Below are 17,799 nucleotides of genomic sequence, written 5' to 3'. Positions count from 1 at the left end.
CCGTTTGGCGCAACCGCCTCCGGGAAGACGCCCGGCACCCCCTACCCCCGAGGAGAGCGCACATGACACGCTGGCGGCTGCGGGCGCTGATCTTATTGGTCTACGTGATCGTCGGAATCTACGTCGCCTGGATCTACGACTACATCACCCCGGGTCTCCTCCGGGACGTCGCCGAGGCTCTGCTCGCGGTGTTCCTCTGGTTCCTGGTGCTGCTCGGCATCGACCTGCACATCGGCAGGTGAGTCACATACCCGACGGCCCCGGCGTCACCGGGGCCGTTCGCCGTGTGCGGGCCCGTCACGGATGGGGCAGGAAGCCGCCGTGGGCGATGCCGAGCACGGCCCCCACGAACGAGGCCACCAGGCCCACGATGTTGACCGAACGCTGCGGCGTGGTCACCGAGATGTACTGCGAGTAGAGGCCGGTCCCGAAACCGAGCGTGCCGATCCAGGACGAGATCACGTGGGCGGCGGGGAAGAACGTGGCGACGAATGCCACGAGCCCGCACACCAGTGTCGCGACCGCCAGGCCGTTCTCCACCGGGTGAGAGCGTCCGTCGGTGTTGAGCGTGAGCTTGAACCGCTCCCTCTCGGAGGGATGAAGCACATGTGGCACAGCCGCCACCCCCTTGGTTTCCTACAGGCCTTCCCACCTACTCGTGGCTGGTAACCTGGGCAGCGCTGCGTTGTGATGGGTGTCCCATCGCCCCGGGGCGCCGAAATGGGGCGCCGCGGCCTGACGTCAGCGTCCTCCTGTCACGGCAGAGTGTCGTGACCGCAAAAGTCCAGAGGAGGTTGGAGTCCCGCATGCGTCGTTACGAAGTAATGGTCATTCTGGACCCTTCGCTCGATGAGCGCACTGTCGCGCCGTCCCTCGACCAGTTCCTCACCGTGGTCCGCAACGACGGCGGCACCGTGGAGAAGGTCGACGTCTGGGGCCGTCGCCGTCTCGCCTACGACATCGACAAGAAGTCGGAAGGCATCTACGCCGTCATCGACCTGTCCGCGGAGCCCGCGACGGTCAAGGAGCTCGACCGCCAGATGAACCTCAACGAGGGCATCCTGCGCACCAAGGTCCTGCGCCCGGACGTGCACTAGCCACAAGAAGGCCGCGAAGCGGGCCGTCCCTCCGGGAGGCGGCTCAACGAGCGGGTTTCTTGTTGACGACCACCGGCTTTTTGTCGGAGAGCACCCGTACTCTGAGCCGTAACCCAAGCGAAGGCGTGCAGGAAGGCGAGCGCTAGCCATGGCAGCAGGCGACACCGTAATCACCATCGTCGGCAACCTTGTCGACGACCCGGAGCTGCGCTTCACCCCGACGGGTCAAGCGGTGGCTCGATTCCGCATCGCGTCCACTCCGCGGTTCATGGATCGCCAGACCAACGAGTGGAAGGATGGCGAAAGCCTCTTCCTGACCTGCAACGTGTGGCGGCAGGCGGCTGAGAACGCCGCCGAGAGCCTCCAGCGCGGCATGCGGGTCATCGTGCAGGGGCGGCTCAAGCAACGGTCTTACGAGACCAAGGAAGGCGAGAAGCGCACGGTCTATGAGGTCGAGGTCGACGAGGTCGGCCCGTCCCTGCGCAACGCCACGGCCAAGGTCAACCGCACCACCCGTCAGGGTGGCGGCGGTGGCGGCGGCGGCTTCGGCGGCGGTCCCGCCGACGACCCGTGGGCCTCTGCCTCGCCCGCCCCGCCCCAGGGCGGCGGCTACCAGGGTGGCGGCGGTGGTGGCGGCTTCGGCGGCGGCGGCGGCAACCAGGGCGGCGGCTTCGGCGGCGGCAACGACTTCAGCGACGAACCGCCTTTCTAACACCTGTCCACAAGCCCGAGTCCATTCCCGCCCGAAAGGCGGGGCTCTGAGAGGAGCACCACGATGGCTAAGCCGGCACTGCGCAAGCCCAAGAAGAAGGTTTGCCTGTTCTGCCACGACAAGATCTCATACGTCGACTACAAGGACACGGCGCTGCTGCGGAAGTTCATCTCCGACCGCGGCAAGATCCGTGCGCGCCGGGTGACGGGCAACTGCACCCAGCACCAGCGCGACGTGGCGACCGCGATCAAGAACGCCCGTGAGGTGGCTCTGCTGCCTTACACGAGCACCGCGCGCTAAGGAGGTCTGTCGACATGAAGCTCATCCTCACCAACGAGGTCTCCGGCCTCGGCGCCCCTGGCGACGTCGTCGAGGTCAAGGACGGCTACGGCCGTAACTACCTCATCCCGCGCGGCTACGCCATGCGCTGGACGCGTGGCGCCGAGCGCCAGATCGAGACCATCAAGAAGGCTCGCGACGCTCGCGAGATCCGCGACCTCGGCACCGCCAAGGAGGTCGCCGGCCAGCTCGGCGCCCTGCGCGTGCGGCTGTCCACCCGCGCGGGCGAGGCGGGCCGGCTGTTCGGCTCGATCACCACGGGCGACATCGCCGACGCCGTCAAGGCGGCCGGTGGCCCGATCCTCGACCGCCGTCGCATCGAGATCCGCAACCCGATCAAGAGCGTCGGGTCGCACAAGATCACCGTCAAGCTCCACCCCGAGGTGTCGGCGTCCGTCGACGTCGACGTCGTGGCCGGCTGACGAACGCTGATCAAGCCCCTCTCCGCCAGGAGGGGGGCTTTTTCGCGTTCCGGGGCCCGTTGTCCGGCCGGTGTCCCGGCCTCTCACGGCTGTGGCCGGTTCGGGGGCCGGTGCGCCTTCACCGGTGTGCCGCCGTGACCCGCGCCGGCGCGGGACCGGATGGCCTGGTGACCTGCGCACTTGATTCCTATGGGGGCCGCGTAGAATGCCTGCGTTCTTTGTGTGTGTTTCCCCCTGGAGGCTCTGCCATGGCCCGTTCCACGATGCTGCTCGCGATCGGTGTGCTCGCGGTGGGGGCCGTCGCATGTGCCCCGGCCGACCAACCGGCCGCCACGGCGACCGGTTCCGCTGCGACCGGTTCCGCTGCGGCCGACGCCTGTGCCAAGGACCAGCTCAAGCTCGTCAACGGCGGCAAGCTGACCGTCGGCACCGACAAGCCGGCCTACGACCCGTGGTTCAAGAACGACGACCCGAGCAACGGCCAGGGGTTCGAGAGCGCGGTGGCGTTCGCGGTGGCCGGTGAGCTCGGCTTCGACCGGACCGAGGTGGAGTGGAGCACGGTCAAGTTCGACTCCGCGTTCGCGCCCGGGGCCAAGCAGTTCGACTTCGACGTCAACCAGGTCTCGATCAACCCCGACCGCGCCAAGGCGGTCGACTTCAGCAAGGGCTACTACACGGTCAAGCAGGCCGTCGTGGCGATCAAGGGCAGCAAGTTCGCCGAGGCCAAGAGCCTGGCCGAGCTCAAGGACGCCAAGTTCGGCGTCCAGGTGGGCACGACGTCGCTGGCCGGCGTCAAGGACGTCGTCAAGCCGACCGCCGAGCCCAACGTCTACAACGACCAGGTCGACGCCGTGAACGCGCTGAAGAACAAGCAGGTGGACGCGATCGTCGTCGACCTGCCCACCGCGTTCTACGTGACGGCCGCCCAGGTGGAGAACTCCAAGATCGTCGGCCAGTTCAGCTCGACCGGCGGTACGCCGGAGGAGTTCGGGCTGGTCATGGAGAAGGGCAGCGCGCTCAAGCCCTGCGTCGACAAGGCCGTCGACGCGCTGAAGTCGAAGGGTGAGCTGGCCAAGATCGAGCAGGAGTGGCTGGGCTCGGCGGCGGGCGCGCCCGAACTGTCGTGAGCCCGACCAGTAAGCCCGTGAGCGAGCACGTCCCCTCGCAACGGCAGCTTGAGCGCGAGCGTGTCCGCAGGTCGCGGGCGCGCCGCTCGGCCTCGATCGCGACGGCCTCGACGATCGTGTTCATCGTCCTGGTCGCCGTCCTGGCCACGAACTCGCCCGGCTGGCCCCGGGTGCGGGAGTCGTTCTTCTCGCCCGAGTGGTTCATCAAGGCGCTGCCCGAGGTGCTGGAAGGGTTCCTGCTCAACATCAAGATATTTCTGATCGCCGAGCCGCTGATCCTGATCGTCGGGCTGCTGGTGGCGCTGGCCAGGGGCATCACCGCGCCCGCGTTCTTCCCGATCAGGGCCCTGGCCACGCTCTACACCGACGTCTTCCGCGGCGTGCCGACGCTCCTGGTCATCTTCCTCGTCGGGTTCGGGCTGCCCGCGCTGCGGTTGCAGGGCATCCCGACGGACCTGGCGACGCTGGGCGTGATCGCGCTGACGCTGTCGTACGGCGCGTACGTGGCCGAGGTGTTCCGCTCCGGCATCGAGTCGGTGCACCCGAGCCAGGTGGCCGCCGCCCGCTCGCTGGGCCTGAGCCACGTCAAGGCCATGCGGTTCGTGGTGCTCCCGCAGGCCACCCGCCGGGTCGTGCCGCCGCTGCTCAACGACTTCGTCTCGCTGCAGAAGGACACCGCGCTGGTGGCCACCATCGGGCCGCTGGAGGCGCTCAGGCAGGCCCAGATCATCGCCCTCAGCAAGTTCAACTACACCCCCTACCTGGTCGCCTCGTTGGTGTTCATCCTGCTCACGATCCCGATGGCCAGGTTCACCGACTACCTGGCCGCCCGTACGCGCAGGAGGCGTGGCGCATGAGCCTGCTGACCATCGAAGGGGTGTGGAAGAACTTCCACGGTCACAGCGTGCTGCGCGGCATCGACCTGGAGGTGCGCGCGCACGAGGTCGTCAGCCTGATCGGCGCGTCCGGGTCGGGCAAGTCCACCCTCCTGCGCTGCGTGAACCTGCTGGAGACCGTGGACGACGGCGCCATCCACCTCGACGGCCAGGAGATCACCGACCCCCGCGTGGACGTCGACGACGTGCGCAGGCGGCTCGGCATCGTGTTCCAGGCGTTCAACCTGTTCCCGCACATGAGCGTGCTCGACAACATCACGCTCGCGCCCCGGCGGGTGCTCAGGACGTCCAAGGAGCAGGCCGAGGAGCAGGCGCACGAGCTGCTGACCAGATTCGGGCTGGCGGCCAAGGCCGGCGCGTACCCCGACCAGCTCTCGGGCGGGCAGCAGCAGCGGGTGGCGGTCATCCGGGCGCTGGCCATGCAGCCGAGGCTGATGTTGCTGGACGAGGTCACCTCGGCGCTCGACCCCCAGCTGGTGGTGGAGGTGCTGGGGATCATCAAGGAGCTCAAGGAGACGGGCATGACGATGATCCTCACGACTCACGAGATGAGCTTCTGCCGCGACATCTCCGACACCGTGTGCTTCCTCGACGGCGGGGTGCTGGTGGAGAAGGGCCCGCCGGAGAAGATCTTCGCCTCGCCGGAGCAGCCGCGGACCAGGGAGTTCCTGCGCAGCGTGCTCGAATCCGGACGCCTCTAGCGGCGGTGGCGGCCCCGGCCGGGTTCGGCCGGGGCCGCCCGCGGGGTGGCGAGCAGGCTGTGGCGGCGGCCGTACAGAAGGTAGACCAGCAGCCCGAAAGCCATCCACAGGACGAACCACGCCCAGGTGAGCAGCCGCAGGTTGAGCATCAGCCACAGCGTGGCGACCAGCGATAGCGCGGGCAGCAGCGGCGAGAGCGGCACGCGGAAGCCGCGTTCCAGGTGCGGCATGCGCCGCCGCATCACGATCACCCCCGCCGCCACGAACAGGAACGCGAACAGCGTCCCGATGACGACCAGTTCCTGCATGGTGAGCACCGGGACGAACTCGGCCAGCACGATCGCGATGAACCCGATCACCAGCGTCACCCGCGACGGGGTGTGGTACTTGCGGCTGACCGTGGCCAGGCCGCGCGGGATCAGCCCGTCGCGGGCCATCGAGAACAACACCCGCGTCTGACCCACGATCAGCACCAGGATCACGGTCGTCAGCCCGAGCACCGCCCCCGCGTCGATGACGTGCACCATCCAGTCCACGCCCACGGCACGGAACGCGCTGGACAGCGGCGCGTCCCCGCTGATCTTCGTGTACGACACCATGCCCACCATGACCAGCGCGACCGCCAGATAGATGACCGTGGCGATCACCAGGCTGCGGATCATGCCCTTGGGCACGGACTTCGGCGCGTTCACGCTCTCCTCGGCCGAGGTCGCGACGATGTCGAAGCCGATGTAGGCGAACGCGATCGCCGAGGCCGCGGCGAAGACGCCGAACCAGCCGAAGGCCATGCCGTGCCCGGCGAAGAGCTCGATGATGGTCTGCGGGCGGACGGGCAGGGTCTTGGGCTCGACGTAGAAGTCGCCGTAGTTGGCCACGTCGATGTGGGTCAGGCCCACGACGATGACCGCCCCGATGGCCAGCAGCTTGGCCGACACCATGATCCACAGCGCCCGGAGCCCCACCCGCGCGCCGACGGCCACGATGCCCGTGAGCAGCACCAGGATGACCAGGACGAGCACGTCGTCCACGCCTTGCGGCACCCGTACGCCGAAGTCGGCGACCGCCTTGACCGCGATGGACGCCCACGCCCTGGCCACCACCGCGGCGGCGAACTGCAGCTCCAGGATCAGCGCCCAGCCGATGATCCACGCCCAGACCTCGCCGAAGATGACGTACGTGAAGGTGTAGGCGCTGCCCGAGGTCGGCATCGTGGACGACAGCTCGGCGTAGCACAGACAGGCGAGCAGGCACGCGATACCGGCGATCATGAACGAGAGGATCACGCCGGGACCGGCCATGGTGTGGGCCTGCTCGCCGGCGATGCTGAAGATGCCGGCGCCGATGATCACGCCGAGCCCGAGAACGACGAGGTCGGCCGGGCGGTAGACCTCGGACAGGCTGTGCCGGGCGCCGGTGCGTAACCCGGTCGCCTCTGACGGTGGCAGTCGTCGAAGAATCGTGGACACGGAACACCCCGCTCAGGGAACTCGCCCACTCTGTCTCACCACTTGGACAACGGCAAGCACAGGACGATTACGGTGACCCGGCCTGCGGACGTCCGAAGCGGTGACGCGGCTGGTCGGATCGGCTACGCGCCGGTCACCAGCCAGGCCGAGCCGGCCGCGCGCCGCCCGAGGGTGATCAACCGGGCGATCATCCACACCCCGAGCGCGCACCAGAGCGCGACCACGCCGAACCCGGCGGCCAGGAACGCCGCGGGCAGGTACGCCAGCGTCGTCCACACCCCGGCCCAGGCCAGGTAGCGCTGGTCGCCCGCGCCGATCAGCACGCCGTCGAGCACGAACACCACCCCGCAGATCGGCTGGAACAGCGCGACCGGCCACAACACGGCCAGAAGCTCGCCGGTCACGGCGGGGTCGGCGCCGAACAGGCCGGGCAGCAGCGGCCTGGCCGCCACGACCGCCACGCCGAGCGCCAGGCCCGACCACAGGCCCCACTGCGTCATCCGCCTGGTCGCGGCCCTGGCGGCGACCGTGTCCCCGGCGCCCAGCGAGCGTCCGGTGATGGCCTGGCCGGCGATCGCGATCGCGTCCAGGGCGAAGGCCATCAGGTTCCACACCTGACCGGCGATGGCGTACGCGGCCAGTTGGGCCTGGCCCATCCTGGTGGCGACCACCGTGCCCACGATGAGCACGATCCGCAGGCACACCGTACGGACGAGCAGGGCGAGACCGGCCGTACCGGCCTGCCGGACGCCCGCCAGGTCGGGCATGAGCGGCGTGCCGAGCCGTCGCGCGCCCCTGACCACCACGACCAGGTAGACGGCGGCACCCAGCGTCTGGGCCAGCGTGGTGCCCCAGGCGGACCCGGCGATGCCCCAATGCAGCCCCAGCACGAACCAGGCGTTCAGCGCCGCGTTCAGCGCGAACGAGCCCACGGCCACCACCAGCGGCGTGACGGTGTCCTGAAGGCCGCGCAGCACCCCGGTGCCCGCCAGCACGACCAGCATGCCGGGCGCGCCGAGCAGGCTGATCCGCAGGTACGTCACGGCCAGCGCGGCCTGGTCGGGGCTGGCTCCGAACAGGTCCACCATGGCCGGCGCGAGCGGCCAGCCCAGGGCGATGAGCACGACGCCGATGGACAGGGCGAGCCAGATGCCGTCCACGCCGTTGCGCATGGCCCGCGCGTGGTTGCCGGCGCCGCTCTGCCGCGCCACGGACGCCGTCGTACCGTACGCCAGGAAGACGCAGAGGTTCACCAGCGTCGCCAGGACGGCCCCCGCAACGCCCAGCGCGCCCACGGCCGTGGTGCCGAGGCCGTGGCCGACGATGGCGTAGTCGGCGAGCAGGAAGAGCGGCTCGGCGACCAGCGCGCCGAACGCCGGCAGCGCGAGCCGCAGAATCTCCCGGTCCTGGGGTGTAATGGGCATTTGTCTATTATGGCCATTACACGGCGTGTCGGGCCAACTTTCTTTCCTCCACAGTCGGTGGACACTGTTTGCCCAGGTCAGACGATGATCGGTGCATATCCGAAAGAGTTATCCCCAGGCTCGTCCACAGAGCTTTCACACCCTGGGCGCGATAGTGCACAGCTCACCCACAGCGTTGTCCACAGGCCGCGTTGCCCTCACGCGCCGAACCAGCGAAACTGTCACACCGGTCGGCTACAAGTGGGGGTGGTGCGACCGCCTGCAAGGTTGTTCGAGGGGGCGCGGTGAGCATTGACGAAGAGGGCGGCGGAGGCCCCGGTTTCGAGCGCACCCCGCCGCACAACATCGAGGCGGAGCAGTCGGTGCTCGGCGGCATGCTGCTGTCGAAGGACGCCATCGCCGACGTCGTGGAGATCCTGCGCTCCGACGACTTCTACCGGCCCGCCCACCAGATGGTCTACGACGTCATCACCGACCTCTACGGCCGCGGCGAGCCCGCCGACGCCGTCACCGTCTTCGACGAGCTGCAGAAACGCGGCGAGATGGCCCGGGTGGGCGGCGCCGCCTACCTCCACACGCTCACGGCGGTCGTCCCCACGGCCGCCAACGCCGGCTACTACGCCAAGATCGTGCGCGAGCAGGCGATCCTGCGCCGCCTCATCGAGGCCGGCACCCGCATCGTCTCCTTCGGCTACGGCGGCCAGAACGAAGAGGTCGACGACCTCGTCGACCGCGCCCAGGCGGAGATCTACAAGGTCACCGAGCGCCGCACGTCGGAAGACTACGCGCCGCTGGCCGACATCATGCCGGGCGCCCTCGACGAGCTGGAGGCCATCGGCAGCCGCGGCGGCCAGATGGTCGGCGTCCCGACCGGCTTCCAGGACCTCGACCAGCTCACCAACGGCCTCCACCCGGGCCAGATGATCGTCGTGGCCGCCCGCCCGGCCATCGGCAAAAGCACCCTTGGTCTAGATTTCGCACGGTCTGCGGCGATTAAGCATGGAATGACCACCGTCATCTTCTCGCTGGAGATGTCCCGCAACGAGATCACCATGCGTCTGCTGTCCGCCGAGGCCAGGGTCGCCCTGCACGCGATGCGCTCGGGCATGATGGGCGACGACGACTGGACCCGCCTCGCGCGCAGGATGAGCGAGGTGGCCGAGGCGCCGCTGTTCATCGACGACTCGCCCAACATGTCGATGATGGAGATCCGGGCCAAGTGCCGGCGGCTCAAGCAGCGCAACGACCTGCGCTTCGTGGTCATCGACTACCTCCAGCTCATGAGCTCGCCGAAGAAGACCGAGAGCCGCCAGAACGAGGTCTCGGAGATCTCCCGTGCGATCAAGCTGCTGGCCAAGGAGCTGGAGGTGCCGGTCATCGCCATCTCCCAGCTCAACCGAGGCCCCGAACAGCGTACGGACAAGCGCCCCGCGGTCAGCGACCTTCGCGAATCGGGATCTATCGAACAAGATGCCGACATGGTCATCCTGTTGCATCGCGAGGACGCCTACGAGCGGGAGTCCCCCCGGGCCGGTGAGGCCGACCTGATCGTGGCCAAGCACCGTAACGGCCCCACCGCCACGGTGACCGTGGCCTTCCAGGGGCACTACAGCCGTTTCGTGGACATGGCCCAGCACTGAAGCCCCGACCGGTCAAGGTGTGACAAACCAGACAGCTTGGAAGGGATGGCGATCGATCATCGGGGCGCTTTACCCGATGACTGAAGCAAAGGGGAGAACGCCATGACCATCCTGATCGCCTACGACGGCTCGGCCGACTCGCGCAGCGCCATCGAGTTCGCCGCCAAGCATCTGGCCGCCCAGCCGACCGTCGTCGTCACCGTGTGGGAGCCGCTGCTCGTGCAGATCAGGAAGCACCCGCTGGCGGCGGGGGCGATCTCCCCCGAGACCGAGACCGAGGGGCAGGCCCAGGCCGAGTACTACGCCAAGGAAGGCGCTGAGCTGGCCACGGCCGCCGGGCTGCCCGAGGTGAGCTACCGTGCGGTCGCCGACAACGAGTCGATCTGGAAGACGATCGTCGACGTGGCCGACGAGGTGGACGCCTCACTCATCGTGACCGGTTCGCGTGGTCTGGCGGGGGTCAGGTCGGTGCTGCTCGGCAGCGTGTCCAACCATGTGCTGCACCACGCCCACCGGCCGACGCTCATCGTTCCGCCGGTTGCGCAGCCGAAGGGGTGACGCAGCAGACCTTGGGCGGGGACAGCCGGGTGTCCATGCGACGGGCGCCCGGTCCCTCCTCGCCGAGCCGGTCGCGGGGGTTGGCCACCGGGCACCGGTCGAGTGACAGGCAGCCGCAGCCGATGCAGTCGGTGAGGTCGTCGCGCAGCCGCTGAAGCTGCTCGATGCGGTCGTCGAGCTCGCCGCGCCAGGCGGCCGACAGCCTGGCCCAGTCCTCCCGGTTGGGGGTGCGCCCGTCGGGCAGCTCGGACAGCGCGTCCTTGATGGTCGCAAGCGGGATGCCGAGGCGTTGCGAGAGCCGGATGAAGGCGACCCTGCGCAGCGTGTCGCGGTGGTAGCGGCGCTGGTTGCCGGCCGTGCGGCGGCTGGCGATGAGCCCCTTGGTCTCGTAGAAGTGCAGCGCGGAGACGGCCACGCCGCTGCGCTCGGCGAGCTGTCCGACCGTCAGTTCTCTGCTGTTCCAGGCGACCATACCTGAAGCTTACTTGAGGCTTCGTTCGAAGAACGTCTCCAGCACGACGACCGTCTGGGTGCCGGTCACGCCGTCCACCTCGAAGATCTGGCGCAGGACGTCCTGGAGCTCTTTGGTGCTGGACGTGCGCACCTTGAGCAGCAGCGACGCGGGCCCGGCGATGACGTGGGCCTCCTCGACGGCGGGGATCCGCGCCAGCAGGCCGGCGCTGTCGCCCATCCAGCTCGCGCCGTCCACCAGCACGTACGCGGTCACCGTGCGGCCGAGCGCGTCCTGGTCCACCTCGATGGTGGTGCGCCTGATCACGCCGCGCTCGCGCAGCTTGCGTACGCGTTCGTGCGCGGCCCCGCTGGACAGCCCCACCGCCTTGCCGAGCGCGGCGTACGACTGCGTCGCGTCCTCCAGCAGCAGCCCGATCAATGTCCTGTCGATCTCATCCACAACCGAATGCTATCTGGTGAAATGTGGAGATGGTCGAATGCCGTATGGTGACCGCCATGGATACGATCCCCACCGAGTTCGAGGTGCTGGACGAGCGTTTCGCCACGATCGGCGGCGACGACCGGATCGAACGCCTCTACACGGGCACCCGTTGGGCCGAGGGCCCGGTCTACTTCCCGGCCGGTCGCTTCCTGGTCTGGAGCGACATCCCCAACGAGCGCATGCTGCGCTGGGACGAGATGAGCGGCGCCGTCGGCCCGTTCCGGCAGCCGTCCGGCTACACCAACGGCAACACCCTCGATCGCGAGGGCCGGCTGATCTCGTGCGAGCAGGGCAACCGCCGCGTGACCCGCACCGAGGCCGACGGCTCGATCACCGTCATCGCCGACCGCTGGCAGGGCAAGCGCCTCAACAGCCCCAACGACGCGGTCGTGCGCTCCGACGGCTCCGTCTGGTTCACCGACCCCCCGTACGGCATCACCAGCAACTACGAGGGCGTCGTGGCCGAGCAGGAGATCGACGGCTGCCACGTCTACCGCGCCGACCCGGTGACCGGCGAGGTGCGCGTGGTGGCCGACGACTTCGTCCGCCCCAACGGCCTGGCCTTCTCCCTCGACGAGAAGCTCCTGTACGTCGCCGACACCAGGGCCAGGCACCTGCGCGTCTTCGAGGTGCGCGAGGACGGCACGCTGTCGGGCGGCAGGGTCTTCGCCGAGGGCACCCAGGCCGACAACTTCGACGGCATGCGCCTCGACGACACCGGCCGGGTCTGGGCCGCGGCGGGCAAGGCGCTGCTCTGCTTTGACCCCGACGGCACCCTGATCGGCCGGCTCAAGCTGCCGGAGTTCACGGCGAACCTGGTGTTCGGCGGGCTGAAGAGGAATCGGCTGTTCATCGCCTCCTCCTCTTCGCTCTACTCCCTGATGACCAACGTCACCGGCGCCCGCCCGGTCTGGGCCCGCCGCTGAGGTCCCTACTCCCACCGGAACAGCCGCACGGCCAGGCCCCCGAACACCGCCAGCCCCGCGGCCATCACCACCAGGTGCAGGAGCTGGGGGCTCTGCCCCGCCCAGGTGTCCTTGAGCGCCTGGGCGAACGGCCCGGCCACGGAGAAGTCGCTGACCTTGCGCAGGGCGTCCGGCATCATCTCGCGCGGCAGCCACATGCCACCGACGAACATCAGCGGGAACATCACCGCCGACCCGACCCCCGAGGCCGCCTTCCCGTTGGGCGCCAGTGCCGCGATCACCAGGCCGATGGCCATCAGCGCGGCGGTGCCGAGCAGGAAGACCAGTACGAACCCGAGCCACTGCCTGGGCGCCGACGTCCCGAACGCCGCCATCCCGGCCACGATCAGCACGACCGTGGACACGGTCCCGACGGTCAGGTTGACCAGGAGCTGGACGGTCAGCAGCCGTCCCGGATGCACCGGAGTGGTGGACATGCGCCTGAGCACGCCCTGCTCCCGGTAGCCGGCCAGCACGGTGGGCAGCACGCTGCAGGCCAGCGTCAGCAGCGCGAGCAGGGTCATCATGGCCGGCATGTGGGCGTCCACCGACCGCAGCCCGGAGGCGTCGGGCTTGGTCATGTCCGGCACGCTGAGCCCCAGCACCAGCAGCAGGCCGACCGGCAACCCGATGGTGAAGATCATGAATGGCCAGTCGCGCAGGTGCAGCTTGGCCTCCACGAGCAGGATCTTCGTCATGACAACTTCCTTCCGGTGAGCGCGAGGAACGCGTCGTCCAGGGTCGCCTGCTCGATGCGCAGGTCGGCGGGGATGATCTGGTGCTGTGCCAGGGCCAGCGTGACCACGTGGGCGAGGTTGCCGGTGCCGGACACCGAGACCTGCCCGCCGTGCCGGACGACCTCGCGCACCTCGGGCAGCGCCAGCAGCACGGCGTCGTCCAGCGGGCCGGAGGGGCGGAACCGTACGTGCTGCTCGGCGCCCACCTGGGCGATCAGCCCCGTGGGGGTGTCGGTGGCCACCACCTTGCCCGCGTCGATGAGCGCGAGCCGGTCGCAGAGCCGTTCGGCCTCCTCCATGAAGTGGGTGACCAGCACGATCGTCACGCCCGATTCGCGTACCTGCTCGATCAGCTCCCAGGTGTCCCTGCGGGCCTGCGGGTCGAGGCCGGTGGTCAGCTCGTCGAGCACCGCCACCCGGGGCCGGCCCACCAGCGCCAGCGCGACCGACAGCCGCTGCCGCTGGCCGCCGGAGAGGCTCTTGAAGGAGGCGTCCCGCTTGTGCGCCAGGCCGACGTGTTCGAGCAGTTCCCGCCAGTCGGCCGGGTCGGGGTAGAAGGAGGCGTACAGGTCCAGGGCCTCCCACACCTTGATCTTCTCCGGCAGCGCGGCGCTCTGCAGCTGCATGCCGAGCACCTTGCGCAGCTCGTCCCGGTCGCGCCGCGGGTCCAGGCCCGCCACGCGTACGGTGCCGCCGTCCGCGGCGCGCATGCCCGCCACGCACTCCACGGTCGTGGTCTTGCCGGCGCCGTTGGGGCCGAGGATGCCGAAGATCTCGCCCTCGGCGACTTCGAAAGACACGTCGTCCACCGCGAGGTGGTTCGGATACTGCTTGCGCAGGTTCCGCACTTCGATCACCTTCATGGCATCGACGCTAGGAGCTGCGGGTTTTCCGGGGAATCTCGGTAGATGCCGGGCAAGGGTGTATCTAGGTGCAATGTCGCCGCCGGCGATGTTGGCGCAGACTGGGAGCATGCTTCAACGGTTCGGGCAGGTCGCGGTCTTGTTCGCGCTGCTGCTGGTCGAGGTGGCGCTGATCCCCTTGGCCGGCGCCATGATCACGCTGTCGTTCGCGCTGGGGATGGTCTTCTTCTTCCCGTGGCAGGCCAGGCTGGTCAGGCGGACGGCCGAGCGCCACCGCCACCTGCTGCGCGCCTGGACCGGCGTCGAGATCGAGGCCCCCTACCTGCCCGAGCCGCCGCCGCCGGTCCCCATGGCCGACGGCCTCTACCGCGTCGACCGCACGCTGTACAAGTCGCCGCGCATGCCGGCCTGGAACGACCGGTTCAAGTGGCTGCTCACCGACCCGGCGACCTGGCGCGACACGCTCTGGCTGACGCTCGACCCGATCGTCAAGATCGGCCTGCTGCCGCTGTTCGTCCTGCTCCCGGCGCGCGGCCTGCGGCTGTACGCCCTCATGGTCCGCCTCCTGCTCGGCGCCACCTCCGCCAGCCGCCTGGCCTTCCAGGTCACCCATCTCAGGCAGGTGCGCAACCTGGCCGCCGACTCCCAGGCCGCCGAGATGCGCAGGATCGAACGCGACCTGCACGACGGCACCCAGGCCCGGCTGGTGGCCATCGGCATGACGCTGGGCGCGGTCGAGCAGCTCATCGACGACAACCCGGCCGCCGCCAAGGCCCTGCTGGCCAAGACCAGGGACGCCTCCGCCGAGACCCTGACCGAGCTGCGTACCGTCATCCGCGGCATCCACCCGCCGGTGCTGGCCGAACGCGGCCTCGCCGACGCCGTACGCGCCCTGGCCATGGACAGCCCGCTGCGCGTCAAGGTGGACGTCGAGCTGCCCCACCGCCTGGAACCCCCGGTGGAGGCGGCCGCCTACTTCGCGATCAGCGAACTGCTCGCCAACGCCGCCCGGCACAGCGGCGCCGAGTCGGTGGCCATCGACATCAGCGTCAACGGCGCGGCCCTGCGCGTCACCGTCAGCGACGACGGCATGGGCGGCGCCGATCCGGCCAGGGGCAGCGGCCTGACCGGCATCGAACGCCGCCTGGCCGCCTTCGACGGCGTGCTGGCCCTGCACAGCCCGCCGGGCGGCCCCACCACCGTCGTCCTGGACATCCCGCACGTCCTCCCCGACCAGGCGGACCAGGCCAAGCTGCCCCCCAAGAAGGCCGCCACGATCGCCGTCCTGTACGGCACGGCCTGGTGCCCGCTCTTCCCGCAGGGCCTCGTCACGGCCATCTTCAAGGCGTTCCACATCGACGAGCGGAGCTGGTTCCTCGCTCTCTACCTGCCCGAACCCCTGCAGTGGCCGATGATCGTGGCCAACATCGTCCTCGGGACCCTCATGTACATTGCGGCCATGCGCATCCGGCTCGTCCACAACAGAAGCCTCGTGCTCGGCCGCGTCGGCGGTCTGGGGTCGTGCTGATGAAGCGGGTGCTCGTCGCCGAAGACCTCTACCTGCTCAGAGACGGCCTGGTCCATCTGCTGCAGGCGCACGGCTTCACGGTCGTCGCCGCCGTGGAGAGCGGCCCGGAGCTGCTCAAGGGCCTGCTGGAGCTGCGTCCCGACGTCTCGGTGGTCGACGTACGGCTGCCGCCCACGTTCACCGACGAGGGCCTCCAGGCCGCGCTGGCCGCCCGCGCGCAGCTGCCGGGGCTGCCCGTCCTCGTGCTGTCGCAGCACGTCGAGCAGCTCTACGCCCGCGAGCTGCTGGCCGACGGCTCGGGCGGCATCGGCTACCTGCTGAAGGACCGGGTGTTCAACGCGGAGCAGTTCGTCGACGCCGTGCGCAGGGTGGCGGAAGGCGGCACCGCGATGGACCCCGAGGTGATCGCCAAGCTGCTGGCCAGCAACGCCAGGAACGAGCCGCTGGCCGCGCTCACGCCCCGCGAGCGCGAGGTGCTGGAGGCCATGGCGGAGGGCCGCTCCAACGCCGCGATCTCCCAGCGGCTCTTCCTCAGCGAGAGCGCCGTCGCCAAGCACACGGCCGGCATCTTCGCCAAGCTCGGACTGGCCCCCTCCGACGACGACAACCGCCGCGTCCTCGCCGTGCTCGCCTACCTGAACAGCCGCGCCTGACCGCCCTTCGGTCCCACCAGGCCCATCGTGCACAGGGTGCCCAGCCGTGCCCGGACACAGCCGGAGTTGTCGGTGGGAGCGGCTATTTTCATAGAGGCACGGCGCGACGAAAGGGTGGATCCTCGTGAAGATCCGGGTTAACCGCGATGTACTGGCAGATGCGGTGGCATGGGCCGCCAGAGTCCTGCCCAGCCGCCCGGTGGTGCCCGTACTTTCCGGGTTGCTGCTGGAGGCGGGCGACGAGCTGAGCCTGTCCGCCTTCGACTACGACGTCTCCGCGCGCGCCCTGGTCGACGCCGACGTGGCCGAGTCCGGGAGCGTGCTCATCCCCGGCCGCCTGCTCGCCGAGATCAGCCGCAGCCTGCCGGCCGAAGACGTCGAGATCGTCACCGCAGGCGCCGAGGCCGTGCTGACCTGCGGAAGCGCCGAGTTCGGGCTGATCACGATGCCGGTCGAGGACTTCCCGGCCCTGCCGACGATGCCCCCGAGCATCGGCGCGATCGGCGGCGGCGTGTTCGCCTCGGCGGTGAGCCAGGTCGCGCCCGCCGCCAGCCGCGACGACACGCTGCCGATGCTCACCGGCATCCGGGTCGACATCGAGGGCGAGTCCGTGGCGATGGCCTCCACCGACCGCTACCGCATCGCCGCCCGCGACTTCACCTGGCGTCCGGCCGCGCCCGACGTCGCCGTCTCGGCCATGGTGCCGGCCAAGGTGCTGGTCGAGGTGGCCAAGTCGCTGCGCGGCGGCGAGGTGTCGGTCGCGATGGGCGACGGCGTGGCCGGGTTCGAGAGCGTCGGCCGCAGCACCACCGTGCGCCTGCTCGACGAGCAGTTCATCGACTACCGGGCCAGGCTGACCTCCGACTGGTCGATCAGGGCCGACGTCGCGGTGACGCCGTTCGTCAACGCGATCAAGCGGGTGGCCCTGGTGGCCGAGCGCAACACCGCGATCCGGCTGTCGTTCTCGCAGGGCCAGGTGCTGATCCAGGCGGGCGGCGGCGACATCGGGCGCGGCACCGAGGTGGTCCCCTGCGAGCTGCGCGGCGACGACATCCAGATCGCCTTCCAGTCGCAGTTCCTGCTCGACGGCCTGACCGGCATCGAGAGCGAGCTGGCCAGGATCAACATGGAGTCGCCGACCAGGCCCGCCCTCATCCAGGACGTGCCGGGCGACGCCCAGCCCGCCTTCCGTTACCTGGTCATGTCGCTGCGCCTGACCTGAGCGGCCGTCACTCCGCCGTGCCCGTCTGCCGCTCGGCGACCAGCTTGAAGACCCTCTTGAACTCCGCGTACGCCTGCTCGCCCACGGCCCGTGCGTGCGCGGCCTCCATCTCGGCGATGATCGCGTCCGACCTCGCCATGTGGTCCAGCGCCTTGTCCGTCGGCACGATCAGCTTGGCCCGCCGGTCCGCGGGGTCGGGCTGCCGCTCCACGTAGCCGAGCGCGACCAGCTCGTCCACCAGCGTGCCGATCACCTGCTTGTGCTGCCCCGACTGCGCGGCCAGGTCGGTCGCCCTGCTGCCCTCCTCGTCCAGGTAGGCCAGCACGGCGCCGTGCCGTGGCCGCAGCCCCGGATGCCCCTGCTCGGCCAGCTTGGCGAACAGGTCGCGCTGCAGGGCGAAGAGCGTGCGCCCCGCCAGGACCCCGAGATCTGGTTCGTCCTGCTTGCGATGACTCCTGCGCACGTGTCGGCCCTCCAATTAGTCACTGATTTTG

22 protein-coding genes are annotated in these 17,799 nt (G+C 69.5%); 14 read left to right on the top strand and 8 right to left on the bottom strand.

Going from position 1 to position 17,799, the window contains the following annotated elements; genetic code table 11:
- Window positions 1-62: 62 nt before the first annotated feature.
- Window positions 63-242 carry a hypothetical protein gene (locus tag ABZ444_RS12830; protein WP_357973985.1) on the top strand — a complete coding sequence of 60 codons (180 nt, stop codon included), beginning with the start codon at window positions 63-65 and terminating at the stop codon, window positions 240-242.
- Between the two features lie 55 nt (window positions 243-297).
- Here the strand turns inward: ABZ444_RS12830 and ABZ444_RS12825 are convergent, their stop codons facing one another.
- Entirely contained in the window at window positions 298-615 is a 318-nt protein-coding gene (locus ABZ444_RS12825) for a hypothetical protein (protein WP_357995153.1), read from the bottom strand.
- A 191-nt stretch (window positions 616-806) separates the two neighbouring features.
- Between ABZ444_RS12825 and rpsF the strand changes: the two genes are divergently transcribed.
- The 7 genes from rpsF (at window position 807) to ABZ444_RS12790 (ending at window position 5,294) form a co-directional block, all read left to right on the top strand.
- Entirely contained in the window at window positions 807-1,097 is a 291-nt protein-coding gene (rpsF, locus tag ABZ444_RS12820; RefSeq protein ID WP_026214314.1) for a 30S ribosomal protein S6, read from the top strand.
- A 148-nt stretch (window positions 1,098-1,245) separates the two neighbouring features.
- Entirely contained in the window at window positions 1,246-1,809 is a 564-nt protein-coding gene (locus ABZ444_RS12815) for a single-stranded DNA-binding protein (protein ID WP_357995151.1), read from the top strand.
- Between the two features lie 63 nt (window positions 1,810-1,872).
- Window positions 1,873-2,109, top strand: coding sequence for a 30S ribosomal protein S18 (gene rpsR, locus ABZ444_RS12810; RefSeq protein ID WP_020543048.1), 237 nt, complete (start codon window positions 1,873-1,875; stop codon window positions 2,107-2,109).
- 14 nt (window positions 2,110-2,123) lie between these two features.
- Entirely contained in the window at window positions 2,124-2,570 is a 447-nt protein-coding gene (rplI, locus tag ABZ444_RS12805) for a 50S ribosomal protein L9 (RefSeq protein WP_357995149.1), read from the top strand.
- Between the two features lie 248 nt (window positions 2,571-2,818).
- Window positions 2,819-3,697, top strand: coding sequence for an ABC transporter substrate-binding protein (locus ABZ444_RS12800; protein ID WP_357995146.1), 879 nt, complete (start codon window positions 2,819-2,821; stop codon window positions 3,695-3,697).
- A 17-nt stretch (window positions 3,698-3,714) separates the two neighbouring features.
- Window positions 3,715-4,554, top strand: a complete 840-nt coding sequence (locus tag ABZ444_RS12795) for an amino acid ABC transporter permease (RefSeq protein WP_357995144.1) — start codon at window positions 3,715-3,717, stop codon at window positions 4,552-4,554.
- Window positions 4,551-5,294, top strand: a complete 744-nt coding sequence (locus tag ABZ444_RS12790; protein ID WP_357995142.1) for an amino acid ABC transporter ATP-binding protein — start codon at window positions 4,551-4,553, stop codon at window positions 5,292-5,294. The genes ABZ444_RS12795 and ABZ444_RS12790 overlap by 4 nt, the downstream gene beginning before the upstream one ends.
- Here ABZ444_RS12790 and ABZ444_RS12785 read toward each other — a convergent pair.
- Window positions 5,291-6,760 carry an amino acid permease gene (locus ABZ444_RS12785; RefSeq protein ID WP_357995140.1) on the bottom strand — a complete coding sequence of 490 codons (1,470 nt, stop codon included), beginning with the start codon at window positions 6,758-6,760 and terminating at the stop codon, window positions 5,291-5,293. The two genes, ABZ444_RS12790 and ABZ444_RS12785, sit on opposite strands and share 4 nt — an antisense overlap.
- Window positions 6,761-6,882: 122 nt before the next feature.
- Window positions 6,883-8,184 carry an MATE family efflux transporter gene (locus tag ABZ444_RS12780; RefSeq protein ID WP_357995138.1) on the bottom strand — a complete coding sequence of 434 codons (1,302 nt, stop codon included), beginning with the start codon at window positions 8,182-8,184 and terminating at the stop codon, window positions 6,883-6,885.
- Between the two features lie 284 nt (window positions 8,185-8,468).
- On the opposite strand from ABZ444_RS12780, the gene dnaB reads away from it, so the two are divergent.
- Window positions 8,469-9,824, top strand: a complete 1,356-nt coding sequence (gene dnaB / locus ABZ444_RS12775; RefSeq protein WP_357973961.1) for a replicative DNA helicase — start codon at window positions 8,469-8,471, stop codon at window positions 9,822-9,824.
- A gap of 102 nt (window positions 9,825-9,926) precedes the next feature.
- Window positions 9,927-10,382, top strand: a complete 456-nt coding sequence (locus ABZ444_RS12770; protein WP_357995136.1) for a universal stress protein — start codon at window positions 9,927-9,929, stop codon at window positions 10,380-10,382.
- On the opposite strand, the gene soxR is transcribed toward ABZ444_RS12770, so the two are convergent.
- Together soxR and ABZ444_RS12760 are read right to left on the bottom strand one after the other, a co-directional pair.
- Window positions 10,348-10,854, bottom strand: coding sequence for a redox-sensitive transcriptional activator SoxR (gene soxR, locus ABZ444_RS12765; protein ID WP_352362238.1), 507 nt, complete (start codon window positions 10,852-10,854; stop codon window positions 10,348-10,350). The two genes, ABZ444_RS12770 and soxR, sit on opposite strands and share 35 nt — an antisense overlap.
- Window positions 10,855-10,863: 9 nt before the next feature.
- Window positions 10,864-11,295 carry an Lrp/AsnC family transcriptional regulator gene (locus tag ABZ444_RS12760; RefSeq protein WP_357995134.1) on the bottom strand — a complete coding sequence of 144 codons (432 nt, stop codon included), beginning with the start codon at window positions 11,293-11,295 and terminating at the stop codon, window positions 10,864-10,866.
- Between the two features lie 56 nt (window positions 11,296-11,351).
- On the opposite strand from ABZ444_RS12760, the gene ABZ444_RS12755 reads away from it, so the two are divergent.
- The gene (locus ABZ444_RS12755) at window positions 11,352-12,263 is read left to right on the top strand and encodes an SMP-30/gluconolactonase/LRE family protein (protein ID WP_357995132.1); all 912 of its coding nucleotides are present in this window, start codon (window positions 11,352-11,354) and stop codon (window positions 12,261-12,263) included.
- A 5-nt stretch (window positions 12,264-12,268) separates the two neighbouring features.
- On the opposite strand, the gene ABZ444_RS12750 is transcribed toward ABZ444_RS12755, so the two are convergent.
- Window positions 12,269-13,000: an ABC transporter permease gene (locus tag ABZ444_RS12750; protein WP_357995130.1), complete on the bottom strand. Its 732-nt coding sequence runs from the start codon at window positions 12,998-13,000 to the stop codon at window positions 12,269-12,271.
- Window positions 12,997-13,902, bottom strand: a complete 906-nt coding sequence (locus ABZ444_RS12745) for an ABC transporter ATP-binding protein (RefSeq protein ID WP_357995128.1) — start codon at window positions 13,900-13,902, stop codon at window positions 12,997-12,999. Before ABZ444_RS12745 ends, ABZ444_RS12750 begins: the two co-directional genes overlap by 4 nt.
- Window positions 13,903-14,011: 109 nt before the next feature.
- Here ABZ444_RS12745 and ABZ444_RS12740 point away from each other — a divergent pair, with 109 nt between their 5' ends.
- The 3 genes from ABZ444_RS12740 (at window position 14,012) to dnaN (ending at window position 17,305) form a co-directional block, all read left to right on the top strand.
- The gene (locus ABZ444_RS12740; protein ID WP_357995126.1) at window positions 14,012-15,430 is read left to right on the top strand and encodes a histidine kinase; all 1,419 of its coding nucleotides are present in this window, start codon (window positions 14,012-14,014) and stop codon (window positions 15,428-15,430) included.
- Window positions 15,430-16,083 (top strand): response regulator transcription factor, encoded by a 654-nt coding sequence (locus tag ABZ444_RS12735; protein ID WP_357973939.1) that lies wholly within the window; start codon window positions 15,430-15,432, stop codon window positions 16,081-16,083. Before ABZ444_RS12740 ends, ABZ444_RS12735 begins: the two co-directional genes overlap by 1 nt.
- 124 nt (window positions 16,084-16,207) lie before the next feature.
- Window positions 16,208-17,305, top strand: a complete 1,098-nt coding sequence (gene dnaN / locus ABZ444_RS12730) for a DNA polymerase III subunit beta (RefSeq protein WP_357995124.1) — start codon at window positions 16,208-16,210, stop codon at window positions 17,303-17,305.
- 7 nt (window positions 17,306-17,312) lie between these two features.
- On the opposite strand, the gene ABZ444_RS12725 is transcribed toward dnaN, so the two are convergent.
- Window positions 17,313-17,768: a helix-turn-helix domain-containing protein gene (locus ABZ444_RS12725; protein ID WP_357995122.1), complete on the bottom strand. Its 456-nt coding sequence runs from the start codon at window positions 17,766-17,768 to the stop codon at window positions 17,313-17,315.
- Window positions 17,769-17,799 lie beyond the last annotated feature (31 nt).

Source organism: Nonomuraea sp. NPDC005730 (genome assembly GCF_040630865.1).
Taxonomy (GTDB): domain Bacteria; phylum Actinomycetota; class Actinomycetes; order Streptosporangiales; family Streptosporangiaceae; genus Nonomuraea.
The sequence above is the reverse complement of the archived record's forward strand: the minus strand, read 5'-3'. Positions and strand labels throughout refer to the sequence as shown.